The sequence below is a fragment of the Bradyrhizobium sp. USDA 3397 genome (genome assembly GCF_054060965.1).
This window is the reverse complement of sequence record NZ_JBSSDS010000001.1, coordinates 5,872,221-5,887,669: the sequence shown is the minus strand read 5'-3', so window position 1 is coordinate 5,887,669 and position 15,449 is coordinate 5,872,221. Positions and strand designations below refer to the sequence as shown.

At 64.9% G+C, this 15,449-nt stretch carries 16 protein-coding genes and 1 pseudogene; 8 read left to right on the top strand and 9 right to left on the bottom strand.

The window, feature by feature from the left end:
* The first annotated feature begins 97 nt into the window (after positions 1 to 97).
* The 3 genes from ACVWYQ_RS27210 to ACVWYQ_RS27200 all read left to right on the top strand — a co-directional run bounded on the left by ACVWYQ_RS27210 (position 98) and on the right by ACVWYQ_RS27200 (position 1,778).
* Entirely contained in the window at positions 98 to 412 is a 315-nt protein-coding gene (locus tag ACVWYQ_RS27210) for a barstar family protein (RefSeq protein ID WP_275497763.1), read from the top strand.
* 125 nt (positions 413 to 537) lie between these two features.
* On the top strand, positions 538 to 1,269 hold the full coding sequence (locus ACVWYQ_RS27205; protein ID WP_404545703.1) for a haloacid dehalogenase type II: 732 nt from the start codon (positions 538 to 540) through the stop codon (positions 1,267 to 1,269).
* Positions 1,270 to 1,310: 41 nt separating this feature from the next.
* Positions 1,311 to 1,778 (top strand): YbaK/EbsC family protein, encoded by a 468-nt coding sequence (locus ACVWYQ_RS27200; protein WP_157283085.1) that lies wholly within the window; start codon positions 1,311 to 1,313, stop codon positions 1,776 to 1,778.
* Between the two features lie 6 nt (positions 1,779 to 1,784).
* Here the strand turns inward: ACVWYQ_RS27200 and ACVWYQ_RS27195 are convergent, their stop codons facing one another.
* Positions 1,785 to 2,123, bottom strand: a complete 339-nt coding sequence (locus ACVWYQ_RS27195; protein ID WP_157283186.1) for a hypothetical protein — start codon at positions 2,121 to 2,123, stop codon at positions 1,785 to 1,787.
* 250 nt (positions 2,124 to 2,373) lie between these two features.
* On the opposite strand from ACVWYQ_RS27195, the gene ACVWYQ_RS27190 reads away from it, so the two are divergent.
* Positions 2,374 to 4,989: an autotransporter outer membrane beta-barrel domain-containing protein gene (locus ACVWYQ_RS27190; RefSeq protein WP_404545701.1), complete on the top strand. Its 2,616-nt coding sequence runs from the start codon at positions 2,374 to 2,376 to the stop codon at positions 4,987 to 4,989.
* An 8-nt stretch (positions 4,990 to 4,997) separates the two neighbouring features.
* Here ACVWYQ_RS27190 and ACVWYQ_RS27185 read toward each other — a convergent pair whose 3' ends face one another.
* Positions 4,998 to 5,984, bottom strand: coding sequence for a tripartite tricarboxylate transporter substrate binding protein (locus ACVWYQ_RS27185; protein ID WP_456726561.1), 987 nt, complete (start codon positions 5,982 to 5,984; stop codon positions 4,998 to 5,000).
* Positions 5,985 to 6,126: 142 nt separating this feature from the next.
* On the opposite strand from ACVWYQ_RS27185, the gene ACVWYQ_RS27180 reads away from it, so the two are divergent.
* A complete protein-coding gene (locus ACVWYQ_RS27180; RefSeq protein WP_404545699.1) occupies positions 6,127 to 6,384 on the top strand; it encodes a hypothetical protein in 258 nt (85 codons plus the stop codon).
* A 112-nt stretch (positions 6,385 to 6,496) separates the two neighbouring features.
* Here ACVWYQ_RS27180 and ACVWYQ_RS27175 read toward each other — a convergent pair whose 3' ends face one another.
* Both ACVWYQ_RS27175 and ACVWYQ_RS27170 read right to left on the bottom strand, forming a co-directional pair.
* Positions 6,497 to 7,018, bottom strand: a complete 522-nt coding sequence (locus ACVWYQ_RS27175; RefSeq protein ID WP_404545697.1) for an REP-associated tyrosine transposase — start codon at positions 7,016 to 7,018, stop codon at positions 6,497 to 6,499.
* A 137-nt stretch (positions 7,019 to 7,155) separates the two neighbouring features.
* Positions 7,156 to 8,091 (bottom strand): LysR family transcriptional regulator, encoded by a 936-nt coding sequence (locus ACVWYQ_RS27170; protein WP_404545695.1) that lies wholly within the window; start codon positions 8,089 to 8,091, stop codon positions 7,156 to 7,158.
* Positions 8,092 to 8,204: 113 nt separating this feature from the next.
* Between ACVWYQ_RS27170 and ACVWYQ_RS27165 the strand changes: the two genes are divergently transcribed.
* Both ACVWYQ_RS27165 and wrbA read left to right on the top strand, forming a co-directional pair.
* Positions 8,205 to 8,903, top strand: coding sequence for a pirin family protein (locus ACVWYQ_RS27165; RefSeq protein ID WP_404545693.1), 699 nt, complete (start codon positions 8,205 to 8,207; stop codon positions 8,901 to 8,903).
* Between the two features lie 139 nt (positions 8,904 to 9,042).
* Complete coding sequence (gene wrbA, locus ACVWYQ_RS27160; RefSeq protein WP_057028278.1) at positions 9,043 to 9,642, top strand: NAD(P)H:quinone oxidoreductase; 600 nt, start codon at positions 9,043 to 9,045, stop codon at positions 9,640 to 9,642.
* A gap of 65 nt (positions 9,643 to 9,707) precedes the next feature.
* On the opposite strand, the gene ACVWYQ_RS27155 is transcribed toward wrbA, so the two are convergent.
* On the bottom strand, positions 9,708 to 10,592 hold the full coding sequence (locus ACVWYQ_RS27155; RefSeq protein WP_404545691.1) for a protein-L-isoaspartate O-methyltransferase family protein: 885 nt from the start codon (positions 10,590 to 10,592) through the stop codon (positions 9,708 to 9,710).
* A gap of 103 nt (positions 10,593 to 10,695) precedes the next feature.
* On the bottom strand, positions 10,696 to 11,172 hold the full coding sequence (locus ACVWYQ_RS27150) for an Lrp/AsnC family transcriptional regulator (protein WP_404545689.1): 477 nt from the start codon (positions 11,170 to 11,172) through the stop codon (positions 10,696 to 10,698).
* 123 nt (positions 11,173 to 11,295) lie between these two features.
* On the opposite strand from ACVWYQ_RS27150, the gene ACVWYQ_RS27145 reads away from it, so the two are divergent.
* Entirely contained in the window at positions 11,296 to 11,835 is a 540-nt protein-coding gene (locus ACVWYQ_RS27145) for an RBBP9/YdeN family alpha/beta hydrolase (RefSeq protein ID WP_404545687.1), read from the top strand.
* A gap of 21 nt (positions 11,836 to 11,856) precedes the next feature.
* Here ACVWYQ_RS27145 and ACVWYQ_RS27140 read toward each other — a convergent pair whose 3' ends face one another.
* The 3 genes and pseudogenes from ACVWYQ_RS27140 to ACVWYQ_RS27130 all read right to left on the bottom strand — a co-directional run bounded on the left by ACVWYQ_RS27140 (position 11,857) and on the right by ACVWYQ_RS27130 (position 15,421).
* Positions 11,857 to 13,002, bottom strand: coding sequence for a GNAT family N-acetyltransferase (locus ACVWYQ_RS27140; protein ID WP_404545685.1), 1,146 nt, complete (start codon positions 13,000 to 13,002; stop codon positions 11,857 to 11,859).
* The gene (locus ACVWYQ_RS27135) at positions 12,999 to 14,351 is read right to left on the bottom strand and encodes an O-antigen ligase family protein (protein WP_404545683.1); all 1,353 of its coding nucleotides are present in this window, start codon (positions 14,349 to 14,351) and stop codon (positions 12,999 to 13,001) included. The genes ACVWYQ_RS27140 and ACVWYQ_RS27135 overlap by 4 nt, the downstream gene beginning before the upstream one ends.
* A gap of 3 nt (positions 14,352 to 14,354) precedes the next feature.
* Positions 14,355 to 15,421 (bottom strand): annotated as a pseudogene (locus tag ACVWYQ_RS27130) (glycosyltransferase).
* Positions 15,422 to 15,449: the final 28 nt, after the last annotated feature.

Here is a 15,449-nt window from a genome sequence, read left to right as displayed (position 1 = left end):
TAGCCATGAAAGTGGCAAGATGAGATTATTGCTTCGGGCGTGGTGAGACTTTGTAGCCACCTTGGTGCATCAGAAACGCGCGGCGGACGACATCGAAATGACTATTGTCACTATAGAACTCGATGCTAGCAGCTGGAATACAGCATCCGATTTTCGGTCCGCACTTAAGGTTGCGATAGGAGCACCGGAGTGGCATGGCGACACGGCCGGTGCCTTCCTGGACTCAATTTTTGGAGGAGGCATGAATGCGCTCAAGCCTCCATACATCATTAAAGTCGTGAATACCGCACAGCTTGCGCCGGCGCTAAAGGAGCTGGTCCACGACCTTTCCTCTGCCATGGAAGCAACACGAAAGCGTCGGCTCACCCGAACAGGCGAGAACGTTGCGGCTAGTCTTGAAATCACAAACTGAGCTCGGGTCCGCAGCCACCGGTCACGCTTGCATGACACACATATCCGCATTGCTCTGGTAAGCTGACGAATTATACGCACGCCCCAATCGGAGTTCCTGTGACCACAACCCCGGGAGGACAGCCAATGCCCATCAAAGCCGTCGTCTTCGACGCCTATGGCACGCTCTACGACATCCAGTCGGTCGCTGACGTCACCGAGGATGCGTTTCCGGGCTATGGCGAGATCATCACGCAGGTCTGGCGCATCAAGCAGCTCGAATACACCTGGCTGCGCTCGCTGATGCAAGCTTACCAGGATTTTGACGCGGTCACGCGCGATTCCCTCGCCTATACGCTGCGTGTGCTCGGGCTCGTCTATGAGAGCCAGGCATTCGAGCGCGTCATCGAGAAATATCTGCATCTCGATCTCTATCCGGATGCGGCGGAAACGCTTGCGGCCTTGAGACCACGCAAGCTCGCCATCCTCTCCAACGGCAGCCCGGACATGCTCAATGCGCTGGTGCGCAATTCCGGGCTCGACCTCCTGCTCGATTCCAGCATCAGCGTCGACGCGAAGAAGATCTTCAAGCCGAGCCCACAGGCCTATGAGTTGATCGGCGAGGTGCTCGGCACCGCGCCTGATGAGGTTCTGTTCGTCTCCTCCAATCCATGGGACGCCGCCGGGGCAAAATCGTTCGGACTGAAGGTTGCCTGGATCGAGCGGGTGACGCCCGAAGCGATGGCGCTGGCTTGCGTCGAGAACGAACTCGTGGCACCGCTCACCATGTTCAAGGCGATCCGCACCCAGATGGATGAGCTCGGCTTTGCGCCGGATCATCGTGTCCGCGCCCTCTCCGAGCTGCCGAGAATCGCTTAGGGGTCGTTGCCCGCCTGTAAGATTGGAATGAGCTGCCCGGAATGAGCCTGGAATCCGTTCGCGCCTTCTTCGCCGAGAAAGCCCCCGACATCTCCGTCATCGAATCCCCGATCAGCTCCGCGACCGTGGCGCTGGCGGCCGAAGCCTATGGCGTCGAGCCGGGACGGATCGCCAAGACGCTGTCGCTGCGGATCGGCGAGCGCGTGATCCTGATCGTCGCGAGCGGCACCTCGCGCATGGACAACAAGAAGGTGAAGGCGCAGTTCGGCGGCAAGCCGAAGATGCTGGGTCTGGAGGAAGTCGCCGACATCACCGGACACGAGGTCGGTGGCGTCTGCCCTTTCGGCCTGAAGTCGCCGCTGCCGATCTATTGCGACGTCTCGCTGAAGGCCTTCGATGTCGTGGTGCCGGCTGCCGGCTCGACCCATAGCGCGGTGCGCATCACACCGGAGCGGATGGCCGAGCTGACCGCGGCTGAATGGGTCGACGTCTGCGAGCACAGGCCCTGAGCGGCGCTATTCGTCCTCGTCGTAAGGCCGCTGTGGAGGCGGCGGAGCAATGTAGCGTGGTGGCGGAGCGGCGCGACCGCGCGGAACCTGTTGCTGCGGCGGCATCTGATTGTTGGATTGGAATACCGCGCGGCAGCCGCTCGAAAGCTGCGGCGTATTCTGCTGCAGGCAGGCCACAATGCGGTTCACATCGGGAATCTGATCGCTGCAGAGACGCCAGACATCCGGCGTGCAGGCCATCTGCTGCTCCATGGTCCCGCGATATTCTTGGGCGAATGCTGCGCCCGGCGCGACGATGCCGCCGATCGCGAGCACGACACCCAGCGCTATCCGCTCTGTCCGCATGTCAGATCCTTCCCGATTCCCGTCGATTTTCATCAATCAATGAGGCGGGAGCCGGTTCTGGACCAACAACAAATTGTGAAAACGGGTCAGGAACCATGGCAGCTCTCGCTGACGCTTTGGTCCGTGGCGCCTCAGCAACAGGGCCGAGGCAAACCGGCGTCTTGCGTCTTTCGCCATAAGGCATTTCGCCTGACGCCAAGAAGGATGAGGGCGCTCCCGCTAGCAATGTGCTGCAATGAGGGGAACGTCGATGCCGACTGCACAACCGGTCTATGCGCAAAACGCCAGCACGGCCGCAATCTTTCGCCGCAAGCTGCTGGTCACCACCGCGCTGGCGCCCATCGTGCTCGCCTTCCCCGTCCTGACGTCCAGCCCGGCGCGCGCCGCCTGCACCGTGGCCGGCACGGGCACGATCGGCGCGCTCAATTCGGGCGACGTCGCGACCTGCACCGGCCTCGGCAACACCGATCACATCAACGCCACCGGCGGCAGCAACGTCACCGTGAATGTCGGTGACGGCACCACGACGTCGCTGCTGCCGGGCGCAGGCATACCTGCGGTCGTTTTCGACAGCACTATCGCCTCGCACATTACCGTCAACAATCAGGCGACAGCCTCGACCTACAGCGGAGCGGTTCTGCTCTCCAACGGATCGATCCACAACAATGTGACGATCGCGGCCGGTGGGATCGCGGAGGGTACGGGCAATGCCGAAGCAGCCATAGTCATCGACAATTCGAACGACAATCTCGTCAACATTCGCGGGACGGCGGTCGGCACCGGGGCAAACACGACGGGGCTCCGGATCAGCGGGACGTCGAGCGGCAATGTTGTCCTCGTCTATGACAGCGGATCGATCGGCGGCGGCCATACCGGCGTGCAATTCATCGCCGGCGGCAATTCGCTCGTCAATGGCGGCACGATCTCCGGCGGCTTCTTCCTCGCCATCCAGGGCTCTTCCGGCAGCGACACCATCTTCAACGCCGGCACCATCTCGGGCGGCGGCAGCGGAGCGATCGAGCTGAATGGCGGCGATGATCAGCTCGGCCTCGCGCCGGGCGCGACGATCACCGGGAATGTTCGCGGCGGGAGCGGTACCGATACGCTGAACTTCGGCAGCATTGGCAGCGCCACGTTCGACCTCGGCAATCTCGGCCCCGGCCTGCAATATGACGAGTTCGAGCAACTGAAGAAGAACGGCAACTCCGTCTGGACGCTGACCGGCACCACCGCCTTCAACGGCGCGACGACAGTGGACGCGGGCGGCCTGATCGTGAACGGCACATTGCCCTCGGTCGTCACGATCAATGGCGGCTATCTCGGCGGCACCGGCACGGTCGGCGGAATCGTCGTCAACAATGGCGGCATGGTCGCGCCCGGCAATTCGATCGGGACGCTCAACGTCAACGGCAACGTCGCCTTCAATGCCGGCTCGACCTTCCAGGTCGAGATCAACCCCGCCGGCCAGTCCGACAGAATCGCGGCAACGGGCACCGCGACGCTCAACGGCGGGACGGTGCAGATCGTGCCGCTCGGCGCAGGCTTTATCGCCAATACGCAATACACCATCCTCTCGGCGGCCGGCGGCGTCAGCGGCACGTTCGCGGCGCTCACGAACTCCGGCAGCCCGCTGGTCACGGGGCAGCTCAGCTACGATGCAAACAACGTCTATTTCCTGCTGCAGCAGATCGGCGGGTTCGGCACGCTGTCCGGTCTGACGCCGAACCAGGCTGCGGTGGCCGGCGCACTCGATCAGGCACAGCTCGGCGGCGCATCGGGATTGCTGGCGACTGCGATCAACACGCTCGCCGCGCTCAACACGCCTGTTATCAAGGCCGGCCTCGACGACCTGGCCGGTCAAATCCACGCCGATGGACGCCGCTTCGTCGCCGATCAGGCCGACATGTTTCAGAGCTTCATGTGGAACGCCGGAACGCAGTCGCGCGGCGAGACCGTTCGGATGACCGCGTCCGCTTATGCGCCGGAGCCCACGGACCCGATCGGCAAGGCGCTGAACCGCCGCCGCGCGGCGCCGATGCAGAGCGTCTGGTTTGGCGGCTATGGCAATTGGGACAAGGTGGCCGCGAGCGACATTGCCTTCGGAACCAATACGACCATCGCCGGCGCCGCGCTCGGTGCCGATCTCTGGCACAGGCCGGGCTTTACGGCAGGCCTCGCGATTGGCGCATCGACCGGCCAGCTGCGCATGGCCGGCCGCGCCGACCGCATCGAGGCCAATGCCGGGCATGCCGGCGTCTACGCGCGCGGCGAAGCCGGCGGATTCAATCTCGCATCGGCGATCAGCTATTCCTTCGCGGCGCTCGACTCCTCACGCACGATCGCGTTCCTCGGCGAGACGGCAACTGCCGCTTCGCGCGCAAACACCTTTGCCGCTTCGCTGGGCATCTCGCGGCCGTTCCAGACCGGATGGGGTCTTGTCGCCGAGCCCTTTGCCAAGGCTGACTGGTACGCGACACGCCAGGGCAGTCTTTCAGAGGCCGGTGCGCCGGGGGTAAATCAGCTGGTGCGAGGCGGCAGTTTCGACCTCGGCTATGGCACGGCTGGCCTGCGCGGCAGCCAGCGCATGATGATGCCGAATGGCCACGCGGCACAGTTCGGCGCGACCATTGCCGTTCGTCATGAGTTTACCGGCAGCGCGGCAACCACGACGGCGGCTCTGGAAGGCGCACCCGGCATTCCGTTCGCGATCACCGGCGTCGAGCGCGCGCGCACGGTGGCGCTTGCCGGCGCCGAAATCCGGTGGGATCTGACGACCGCGACATCGTTCAAGGCCTCGTACGAGGGCGCGTTCGCGCCGGGATACGACCGTCACACGCTGCGCGGCCTGGTCCGCAGCGAATTCTGAACCTCGCCCTACTCCACCTTGCCGATCTTCTTCACCGCCGCGATCAGCCGCTTGCTGTCGGTCGCGACGAACTCAGAGAAGGCCGGCGCGTCCTGATAGGCGACGAGGCTGCCCGAGGTCTCGAACGCCTTGAGGACGTCGGGGCTCGTCATCACCTGCGCCATCGCCTCGCGCAGGCGGGTCGCGATCGGCGCAGGCAGAGCGCTCTGCGCGAACAGCCCGGCCCAGATGTAAAACTCGACATCCTTGTAGCCGAGCTCCTGGAAGGTCGGCACATCAGGGAAGCTCGCGATGCGCTGCGCGCCGCAATTGCCGAGCACGCGCAGCTTGCCGTCGTCGACCTGCGGTTTCAGCGTGCCGTGTGCAGCGGTGATCGCCTGCACGGTGCCGCCGAGGATCGCGGTCAGCGCGGGGCCTGCTCCGCGGAACGGCACGTGCAGCAGTTTGATGCCGGCGCTGCTCGCGAACATCTCCATCGCCACATGCAGGGTGCCGTACGGTCCGGACGAGCCATAGGTGATCTGGCCCGGCCGCTTCTTCGCGTCCTCGACGAAATCCTGTGCGGTTCTCCAGGGCGCCGAGGCCGGCACGGCGAGCAGCGTGGGATCGGCGAGCACGCGCGCGATCGGCATGAACTGCGACACCTCGTAGGCGACGGGTCGGTCGAACAGCCGGTCGGCCTCGGGGAGCACCGCGAGCGAGGACAGTGTCATCAGCAGCGTGTAACCGTCGGGCTCGGCACGCGCGGCCGCGGCATTTCCGACCGATCCGCCGCCGCCTCCCGCCCGGTTGTCGACGATCACGGGCTTGCCGAGAATTCGCTCCAACGCCGTCGCGACCGGTCGCGCAGCGAGATCGGCCTGTCCGCCGGCCGGAAACGGAACGATCATGGTGATGTTGCGCGCCGGATAGGCTTGCGCAGCGGCCTTGTCCGGCCAAGCAGCCCGCAGCAACGGCAATGCCGCAGCGGCGCGCAAGAGATCGCGTCGATCCATAGTGGTCCCTCCCCTGATTTTCTTGTTTCGCCAGCCTAGCGCGGCGACCGGCAAGGACAAGTCGTTTACCAAACGTTAGCCATGTCCGGGGTGGCCAGGAACGCCGGCCTTGAGCCGCCGTTGGCCTTCCAGGGAGTGAGTGATGCACAATCTTGGAACCATCGACGTCGCCTTGGACGAGATGCTGGTGAATCTCGCAGCGATCGTGTTGCGGCTTTCGACGCCCGAATTGACGCGAACGCCGGAAGCGCGGCGCGCGCTGGCACGATCCGTCCATCAATATGGTGTGTGCGCGGCGCGGTCGAGCGACCCACGTGTTCACGAATTGAAGGCGCAATTGGAGGGGACGCTGAAGCCGAACCTGCGCGTCGTCGCGATCCATGGCGTGAAGGTGTCGTAGCGAGATGGTGGGGACGCCGCTTTGCGTCACGCTACGGTAGCCGCACCTAGATTCGACCAGCGAGATCTCGTAGGGTGGGCAAAGGCGCGCTCTTCGCGCGCCGTGCCCACGATCACTCTCCAAAACGACCCGCGATGTCTCGCATATCCCCGCCCCAATCCAGGGGAAGGTCACCCTGTTGCACGTAGCGATGGAAGCTGCTGAGAGACCAATCGCGCACGCGCTCGACGAGGCCGTGCTTCACTGGATTGAAATGGATGTAGTCAACGTGATGCTCCAGGTCCGCATCGTCGCGAATGGCATGCTCCCAGTAGCGGCGCTGCCAGATGCCCTTCTCGCGCTTGAGCAGTTTGCTTACCGAGCGCTCCCGCGGTTCTATCCCGCGCGAAAAGCCGCCCTTGATCAGATTCCACCGCGACGAAAAATTGACGTCGTGGTCCGGAAGCGACCAAATGGCATGGAGATGATCGGGCAGGATACAGATCGCGATCGTTTCGAACGGGCGGCGTTGCTGGACCGTCTGGTAAATTCGCCTCAGGCGATCAACATGATCCACGAGCAACGTGCTTGAACGATCGGCGAGCACGACCGTGAAGAAGAACGTGCTGCCCTGCGCGCGCCGATATCGAGACACTTGCAATAACCTCGGGCAAAGACGTGGGCACGCTTCGCTTTGCCCACCCTACGATAGCTGCGTTTAGGATAGACTAGCGAGATTCCGCAGGGTGGGCAAAGGCGCGCTCCTCGCGCGCCGTGCCCGCCGACCAAATATCACGGCACTCTCACACCCTTCTTCGGCCGCCGCTTGCATGTGCCCGGCAGCTTGGCTGCGAGGAAATCGGCGAGCGCTTCGACGCGCGCGGGGCGGGGGCCGCCGGGCGGGGTCACGAGATGCACGGCGCCTTCGGCCTGCTTCCAGTCCTTCAGGATGACTTCGACCTCGCCCGACGAGATCGCCTCGCCGACGATGAATTCCGGCAGCTCGGCGATGCCGAGCCCCGCGATCAACGCCGGCATCACGGCTTCGCCATTGTTGACGCGAAGCTGGCCGCCCGGGCGGACGCTGGCCTGCTCGCCGGCCGAATTGGTGTAGTGCCACGCGTTGGGCGTGGAGAGATAGGCGTAGCTGAAGCATTTGTGTGCGGCGAGATGCATCGGGTGCGTCGGCCGGCCGTGCTTCTTGAGATAAGACGGCGCGGCGACCGTGTAGCGCGGCATGGTGAAGAGCCGCCGCGCGATCAGCGAAGAGTCAGGCAGCCGCGCGATCCGCACCGCCATGTCGAAACCTTCGCCGATCAGGTCGACGGTCGCATCGCTCAAATGCAGATCGACCGAGACCTCCGGATAGGTCTCGAAAAATTCCGGCAGCAGCGGCGCCACCGCCTTGATGCCGAACGTCATGGGGACGGCGAGCCGCACCAGGCCGCGCGGCGCCACCGACTGCGCCAACGCCTCGTTCTCGGCGGCCTCGCCGTCGGCCAAGAGGCGCGTCGCACGTTCGGCCAGCTTGTGGCCGGCATCGGTCAGCGCGAGCCGGCGCGAGGTGCGGTTGAACAGCCGCGCGCCGAGCCGCTCCTCCAATCGCGTGACCGCCTTGGACACCGTGGCCTTGGACATCCCAAGCTCGCTCGCAGCCCCCGCAAATGATCGCAGCTCCACGACTTTGGCGAAGATCGCGAGTGCCTCGAAGTCGGGGAGTTTTGCCATGACAGCCGTCCTGGTAGGGCATTTGAGGAAACAATGCGTTTCAACAGTTTCTATTTCTATACCACGGGCGAAGGCTTATCCAACAGTCAATCCGACATCAAGGAATTGCACAGATGATCGAACTCAGACCTTTCGCGAAGCTCGGCGGCGCCGATCACGGCTGGCTCAAGGCCAAGCATCATTTCTCGTTTGCTGGCCATTACGACCCGAACAACATGGGCCACGGCGCCTTGCGGGTGTGGAATGACGACGAGATCGCGCCCAACACCGGCTTTCCCGCCCATCCCCACGCCAACATGGAGATCATCACCTATGTGCGCGAGGGCGCGATCACCCATCAGGACAGCCTCGGCAACGAGGGCCGCACCGAAGCGGGCGACGTGCAGGTGATGAGCGCCGGCAGCGGCATCCGCCACTCCGAGTACAATTTCGAGCCGACCAGGACGCGGATCTTCCAGATCTGGATCGAGCCGGCGATGCGCGGCGGACAGCCGACCTGGGGCTCGAAGCCGTTTCCGAAGGCAGACCGCTCCGGCAGGCTCGTCACCATCGCCAGCGGCTTGGCGGGCGACACGGACGCACTGCCGATCCGCGCCGATGCCCGAGTGCTCGCCACCACGCTGAAGGCGGGCGAGAGCGCGGAATATGAGCCGCAGACGTCGCGGCATCTCTATCTGGTGCCGGCGGCAGGCGCCGTCGAGGTCAACGGCGTCCGCGTCAATGCCCGCGACGGCGCCGCGATCCGCGACGAGGCCAGGCTGAAGATCACGGCGCTCGAAGATTCCGAGCTCGTGCTCGTCGACGCGGCCTAAACCGCTCTCTCCGTCATGGCCGGGCTCGTCCCGGCCATCCACGCCTCTCCACGCGCCGACAACAACGTGGATGCCCGGGACAAGCCCGGGCATGACGACCTCAACAATTAGACCAACACTAGTCCCAACGGAGACCACCATGACCAAAGTTCTCGTCCTCTATTATTCCGCCTATGGCCATATCGAGGCGATGGCCAATGCCGTCGCCGAAGGCGCGCGCGAGGCCGGCGCGACCGTCGACATCAAGCGCGTGCCCGAGCTGGTGCCGGCCGAGGTCGCGAAAGCCTCCTATTACAAGCTCGACCAGGCCGCGCCGGTCGCCAAGATCGAGGACCTCGCCAATTACGACGCGATCATCGTCGGCACCGGCACCCGCTTCGGCCGCATGGCCTCGCAGATGGCGAACTTCCTCGACCAGGCCGGCGGGCTCTGGGCCAAGGGCGCGCTGCACGGCAAGGTCGGCGGCGCCTTCACGGCCACCGCGACCCAGCACGGCGGCCAGGAGACCACGCTGTTCTCGATCATCACCAACTTGCTGCATTTCGGCATGGTCGTGGTCGGCATGAACTACGGCTTTGCCGGCCAGATGAAGCTCGACGAGGTCACGGGCGGTGCGCCCTATGGCGCCACCACGATCACCGGCGGCGACGGCAGCCGCCAGCCCAGCGCCAACGAGCTCGCCGGCGCGCGCTATCAGGGCCGCCAGATCGCGGAGACCGCCAAGAAGCTGCATGGCTGATGCGACCCGGGCGGCATTCTCAGTCGGGAATGCCGCCCCAATCCGGGATTGGGATAGGGTCACCGTTAAATCTGCGTGATGTCGGCGTGAGGCCGAACCGGCTCCGTCGGTAGAGGTGCGGCCGCTCTCGAGAGCCACCAGCCCTCACCGGCAAACCAGCATGTCTCGTCGGGGGCGCCCTCTCTCCGCAACGACTGCACCCCTTCCCAACCTTTCGCGAACGCCTCGCCCAATCGCCGGCCGGCCTCGGCATCCTGCAATCCCGCGCAGCCGATGAATTGGGCGCGGCTGAGGAATTTCGCCGGCCAGATCGCACCATCATCCGGCCGGGTGATCATCAACATGCCGCCGAGCATGCCTTCGGGCGCGAGCGGAAACACCAGCCGCCCGCCGGGCCGCAGCGCATCGAGCCATTCCGCCGCCGGCTGCGCCGCCCCCGCGCAGACATAGATCACGTCGGCCGCCGGCAGATCGGAAGCGATGCCCGAGCGTCCGCGCACGTCCACATGGGCGATGCCCTTCAGATTGTCGCGCGCCAGTCCCGCCAGACGTTCATCGATCTCATAGGCGTGAACGCGGCCGCCGGGACCGACGAGATGCGCGAGAATCGCGGTGTAGTAGCCGCTGCCGGCGCCGATCTGGACCACGGTCTCGCCTTCCTTCACGGCGCAGCCGTTGAGCCAGTAGGCGTGCGCTCCGGGCATGCCGATGTTGAGACCGCGCGCCGGGTCCAGCGCCAACAGCGCGTTCTGATAGAGGAAGGCGGGATCATCGTCAGGCGTGACCACATAGGGATGACCGCCGAGACAGATCGACCACGGCCCGGGCCCGGCGAACGGCTCGCGCCTGATGGTCCGAAAGGCCTGCTCGAGGCGAGGGTCTGCAGCCTTCGCAGCAGCGCAAATCAACTGCGCATAGAATGCACGATATTTTGCCGAACGGTCTTCCATGTCGCCTCCGCGGAATGGAAGCGACGATAACACAACGAGGACGATCATCGGAAGGCTTGCGCAATCGCGGGCCTTTGTGACGGCGCGGTGACGTGGCCACGCCTCAACTCCGTTCTGTTTTCTTCCTGACGAGGTCCCTGCCGATTGGCCGCACGGGTTCGCTCCGCAGCACCAGCGAGGTCGTCACAGCGCCAAAACCGGCAATGCGATCCACGATGGTCTCGAGATCCTCCGGCGCCGGAACGAGCACCTTGAGCACGAAACAGTCATCGCCCGTGACGCGATGGACTTCGATAATGTGAGGGATTTCGCTGAACCGCTTGAGGCAGGTCTTGATATGCTCGTGCGAGGTGCGCAGGCGCACCAGCGCCATCAGGCCGAGCCCGAGGGCGCGCGGGTTGATGCGGGCGCCGTAGCCCTCGATGATGCCGGCTTCCTCGAGCCGCTTGACGCGTTCGGACACGGCCGGCTGGGACAGCCCGACGGAACGGCCGAGCTCGGACAACGGCACGCGCGCATTGGCCTGCAGCGCCTCGAGGATCTTCAAATCCTTGGCATCGATGCTCCCGAAGCGATCCAAACTCAATTCTCCGTTCCACCTTGAGATCATCGGCAGATGGTCGATTTCGCCGATGACTTGCCATGTGATGCAGGACCGCGATCGGTCACACTGCGGCGTCACCTCAGATATCACGAGACGTTCATGCACGACATCATCACATTGCCCGGGCTCGGCGGCTCCGGAGATACCCACTGGCAGACGCTATGGGAGCGCGCTGATGCGCGCTTCGCGCGATTCCAGCCGGCGAGCTGGGACCAGCCGGAGCTCGACGACTGGGAGCAAGCCCTGGAGCACGCGGTCGCGCGCTGCGCCAGGCCGCCCGTCCTGGTCGCACACAGCCTCGCCTGCCTTTTGGTGGCGCACTGGGCCGCGCGCTTCCCTTCTGCGATTGCAGGCGCCTTTCTGGTGGCCGTGCCCGATCCCGATGGCGGCCATTTTCCCGCGGAGGCCGCAGCGTTCAAGCCGGTCCCCGGCGGCGCGTTGCGTTTTCCCGCGCTGATCATCGCGAGCACGAATGATCCCTATGGAGCGCTCGAGGTGACACGGCGGCGGGCGCAGGACTGGCAGTCCGGCCTGATCGTGCCCGGCGCGCTCGGCCACATCAATGCCGCGAGCGGGCTCTGCGACTGGCCGCACGGACGCGCGTTGCTGGATGCTTTCCGGGCGGGCCTTCCGAGGTGATGGCGAAACAGAGGGCGCCCGTCAGCGCGCTCCCTTGCCCATCGCCCTCGCCGCGAGGGAGGCGAGCTTCGGATAGCGCCGAAGGCCCTGCGCGGCGTGATCGCGCCAGGCGAAGGGCAGGCCGCGCCAGGACAGCGCGACGCTGACATCGATCAGCGGCACCCTCTCGGCGCCGAGGCGCCGCTTGTAGTCCTGATTGCCGATGCTGAGGTCGAAACGGCGCAGGCCTTGCGCATGCAGCGCCGCCATGGTGCGCTCGATGACGAGCAGACCCGGCGAGCAATTCGACCATTGATCGCCGCCATGGCTGATGCGCAGCAGGACATAGGTCGCGCCATGCTTGACGCCAAGCGCGGTGGCGACAATGCCTTCCTCGCACACGAGTGCCGAGACCATGGCATGACCTCCCGCGAGGCCCCGGCGGACGACCTCGCGATAGAATCGCGCATGGGTCTCGTCGTTGAGAACGAACCGCGAGCCGAGCTTTTGCATGCGTGCCTGCTGCTGGAGATCCATCACGTCCAACAGCTCGTGCGCACGCCCGACATCGGCGGCGATCTCGAACCGCGCACCGGCATGACGGCTGAAGACCCGCCAGCAGCGCGGCATCTGCAGGCGCTTGATCGCGGCCTGATAGCCGCCATAGTCGTCGCCCATCAACACGAGATTGCCGTTGAGCGAGGAGGATCCGATCCGGCCGAGCGATACCAGCGGATTCGGCTTGCCGCCGACCTCTGCCGGCATCTTCTTCAGGCGGAGCAGATCAAAACGATCGGGCAGCGCGCGCAACGTGCCGATCAGCGCCGTGTTGATCGCATCCGCCGTTCCCGCATCCAACGAGGCATCGAGCGCCAGGATCGGTGCGTTGTTGTCGGAGACGCCGAGGTCCGCGAACTCGACGATGCGGATGCCGCGCCGGACATGGCTCATCATCGGCACGACCGCGATGTCCTTGCCGGTGGCAGCATCGGAGATCACGGCGATCAACGGAGCGACGTCGTGAAACGACTCGTACCAGGCGCCGAGCCAGCCAGCATGCTGGAAAGCGGTGCGGTGCCCGGCGTTCAGGCGCGAGGCCGCATGCCGCCAGTCACGCAGGAAATCGACCGCGATGGCCGACGCGCTGGACGCAAAATCGTCGGGCTGATCAACGCTGAGGAAGGTCATGCGCGGGGCTCGGTCTGCTCGATGCATTGGAACCTTGCCAGGAAGTGCAGGCCGGCCACCGCCAGCGCGAACATGAACCAGATCGGATTCTGTCGTTCGAGCAGGAAGGTCTCGGTGGCACCGTAGTACAGGCCGAACAGCCACACGGTCAGGAACAGCTTGGCCAGTGCGCCACTGCGGCTGTGAGCCTGCGCCGTCTGGAAATTGCGGAGCGGAGCGAGCACGAAGATGAGGATCACCAGCAGCAGCCCCGGCAGACCGATCATGACCGCGAGATCGAGGTAGCTATTGTGGCTGTGCGCCGCCGATGTTGCCCATTCGGCTCCTTCCGCGGTGGCCCGCGCACTCACGTCGTCCCAGAACGCAGAATAGCCGTGGCCGATGATCGGCTTCTCGGCGACGGCCGCGAGCGCGAAATCCCAGATCGCGGAGCGTCCGGTGAAGGTGGGATCGAGCGGAAGCAGCCGTGTCATCGCCGCCAGCACCGGGCTGACGACACTGCCGACGGTCAACAGGTTCATCGCAATCAGCGGCACGAAGCAGATGAGCCGCTTCAGCCACAGGCTTGGCGTGACATAGACCAGCGAAGCGAGCACGTAGATCGCAAGGCACAGCACCGAGGACGTCTTGCCGCCGGTGAAGATCAGGAAGGTGCCGGCCAGCACGGCGACCACAGGCCCCATCACGAACGAGCCGACGGCGGACAGGTAGATGCCGACATAGACCAGGATGGTCATCACGGCGGAGGCGATGTTCTTGTGGCCAAAGCTGCCGCGCCAGTCGCCGGCAAGCTGCGGCTCGGTGACGTCGAGCGCCGTGTGGACCGCATATTGCGGCGCGAGGAAGACGCCGAGATAGCACAGCGCGAGCAGCACGAGCGCAGCGCCGCCCAGGCAAAGGTTGAAGCTGCGCCGCGTCGGCGGCAGCAACAGCAACACGATGGCGAGCGACGTCACGCTGACCGTGAGCACGAATCGCTGCATCGAAACGCCGCGGCTTTCGGAGAACACGATGTTGATCACAAGCCAGCCCAGCAGGCAGAGATGCAGCGGCGTCACCAGGCTCTTCAGCGCGGGCGCATCGGTGGCAGCGACACACAGGATAGCGACCGCAGCCAGCAGGCCCCAGGCGACATAGGTCAGCGCCATTCGTCCGCCGACGATCATGGTGACGTTGGGATTGCCAAGGTCCGGGAACGGATCGAGTGTCACGAGCACCAGCAGCAGCGCCCCGACCGCAACGAGGCAGCGCGCCACCTGCACGGCATCGAGCCCTGCGAGGCGATCACGCAGGATATGGCCGAACGGTCGGGGCTCGACGTCGGTCATGTTGGCGGCGCTGCGGTCCATGGCTCAAGACATTTGGTAACGCCGGTGAAGCTTCGGGTCGCGGCTCAACCCTTCCGAGGCTTCGTCAACGGGCCTTGCGGAGGTCTGCGACACCACGGGCTGCCGCAGGATGCTCCGCGCGATCTCGTAATATTGCAGCGCTCTTTGTTCCAGCGTGATATTGTCCAGGATGTAGCCGCGCGGATCGAACTCGCCAGCGCTGCACCCGGCCCAGAAATTGTCCCAGCCCGCCTCGAAGCCGGCGATGTCGGTGAACCTGACGCCGCAGCGTTCGTCCCAATACGGCACCGACGAACCGGCGCGAACTGCACGCGATGCGGATAATAGTCGGGGTCGCGCCACGGCCCGCCCGGATCCCAGGCAAACACCGGCACGCCGCAGGATAAGGCCTGTTGATAGGCGATGCCCTGGCTCTCGCTCTGGCACAGGAAGATCATCGCGCGCGAACGCGCGAGCGCAGCCTGATAATCTGCCTCCTTGTAGCTGCCGTAGCGCAGCTCCGTGAACGAGCGGCCTTCCTTGATGAGCCGGGCGCGCACGGGCTCGATCATCTCCGGCGCGTAACGCTCGCGATCCCAGTGCACCTTGTCGTAGATCAGGACATCGATGGTCTTTTGGGCTCGAGCCGACGGCGCCCAGAGACTCGTGTCGATGCCGACAGGCCAGGCCTCGGTCTCGGGCCAATATGGCCGGTACATATCGACGTACCAGGGACCGGGCACCACGACCTTCTTCACCGGCAGACGCTTGAATAGATCAGGGTCGTCGAGCGGATGATTGTGGGCGGCAGCGCCGAGCAGGATCGGGTTCTTCCATGGGAACTTGTCGAGCAAGAAAGTGCGGCCGACGACGCAGGCGAGCTCGTCGGGATGTTCCGCGATGTAGCCGTAATCGTTGACGCGGTAGCGGATGCCGAGCCGGTCGAGCCCCGCACAGAGATTGAGGAACACGCGCAGCTGGCCACTCATGCGCGGCTCGCCGAGCAACAACCGGCGGGCGATGCGGCGCAGATGCCGGTCGCCCGGAAACCAGCGGTCATCCTTGTCCTCGTAGAAGAGGTTCAGGATCATCGTATCGGGGGCGTGTTCGAACCTGTTT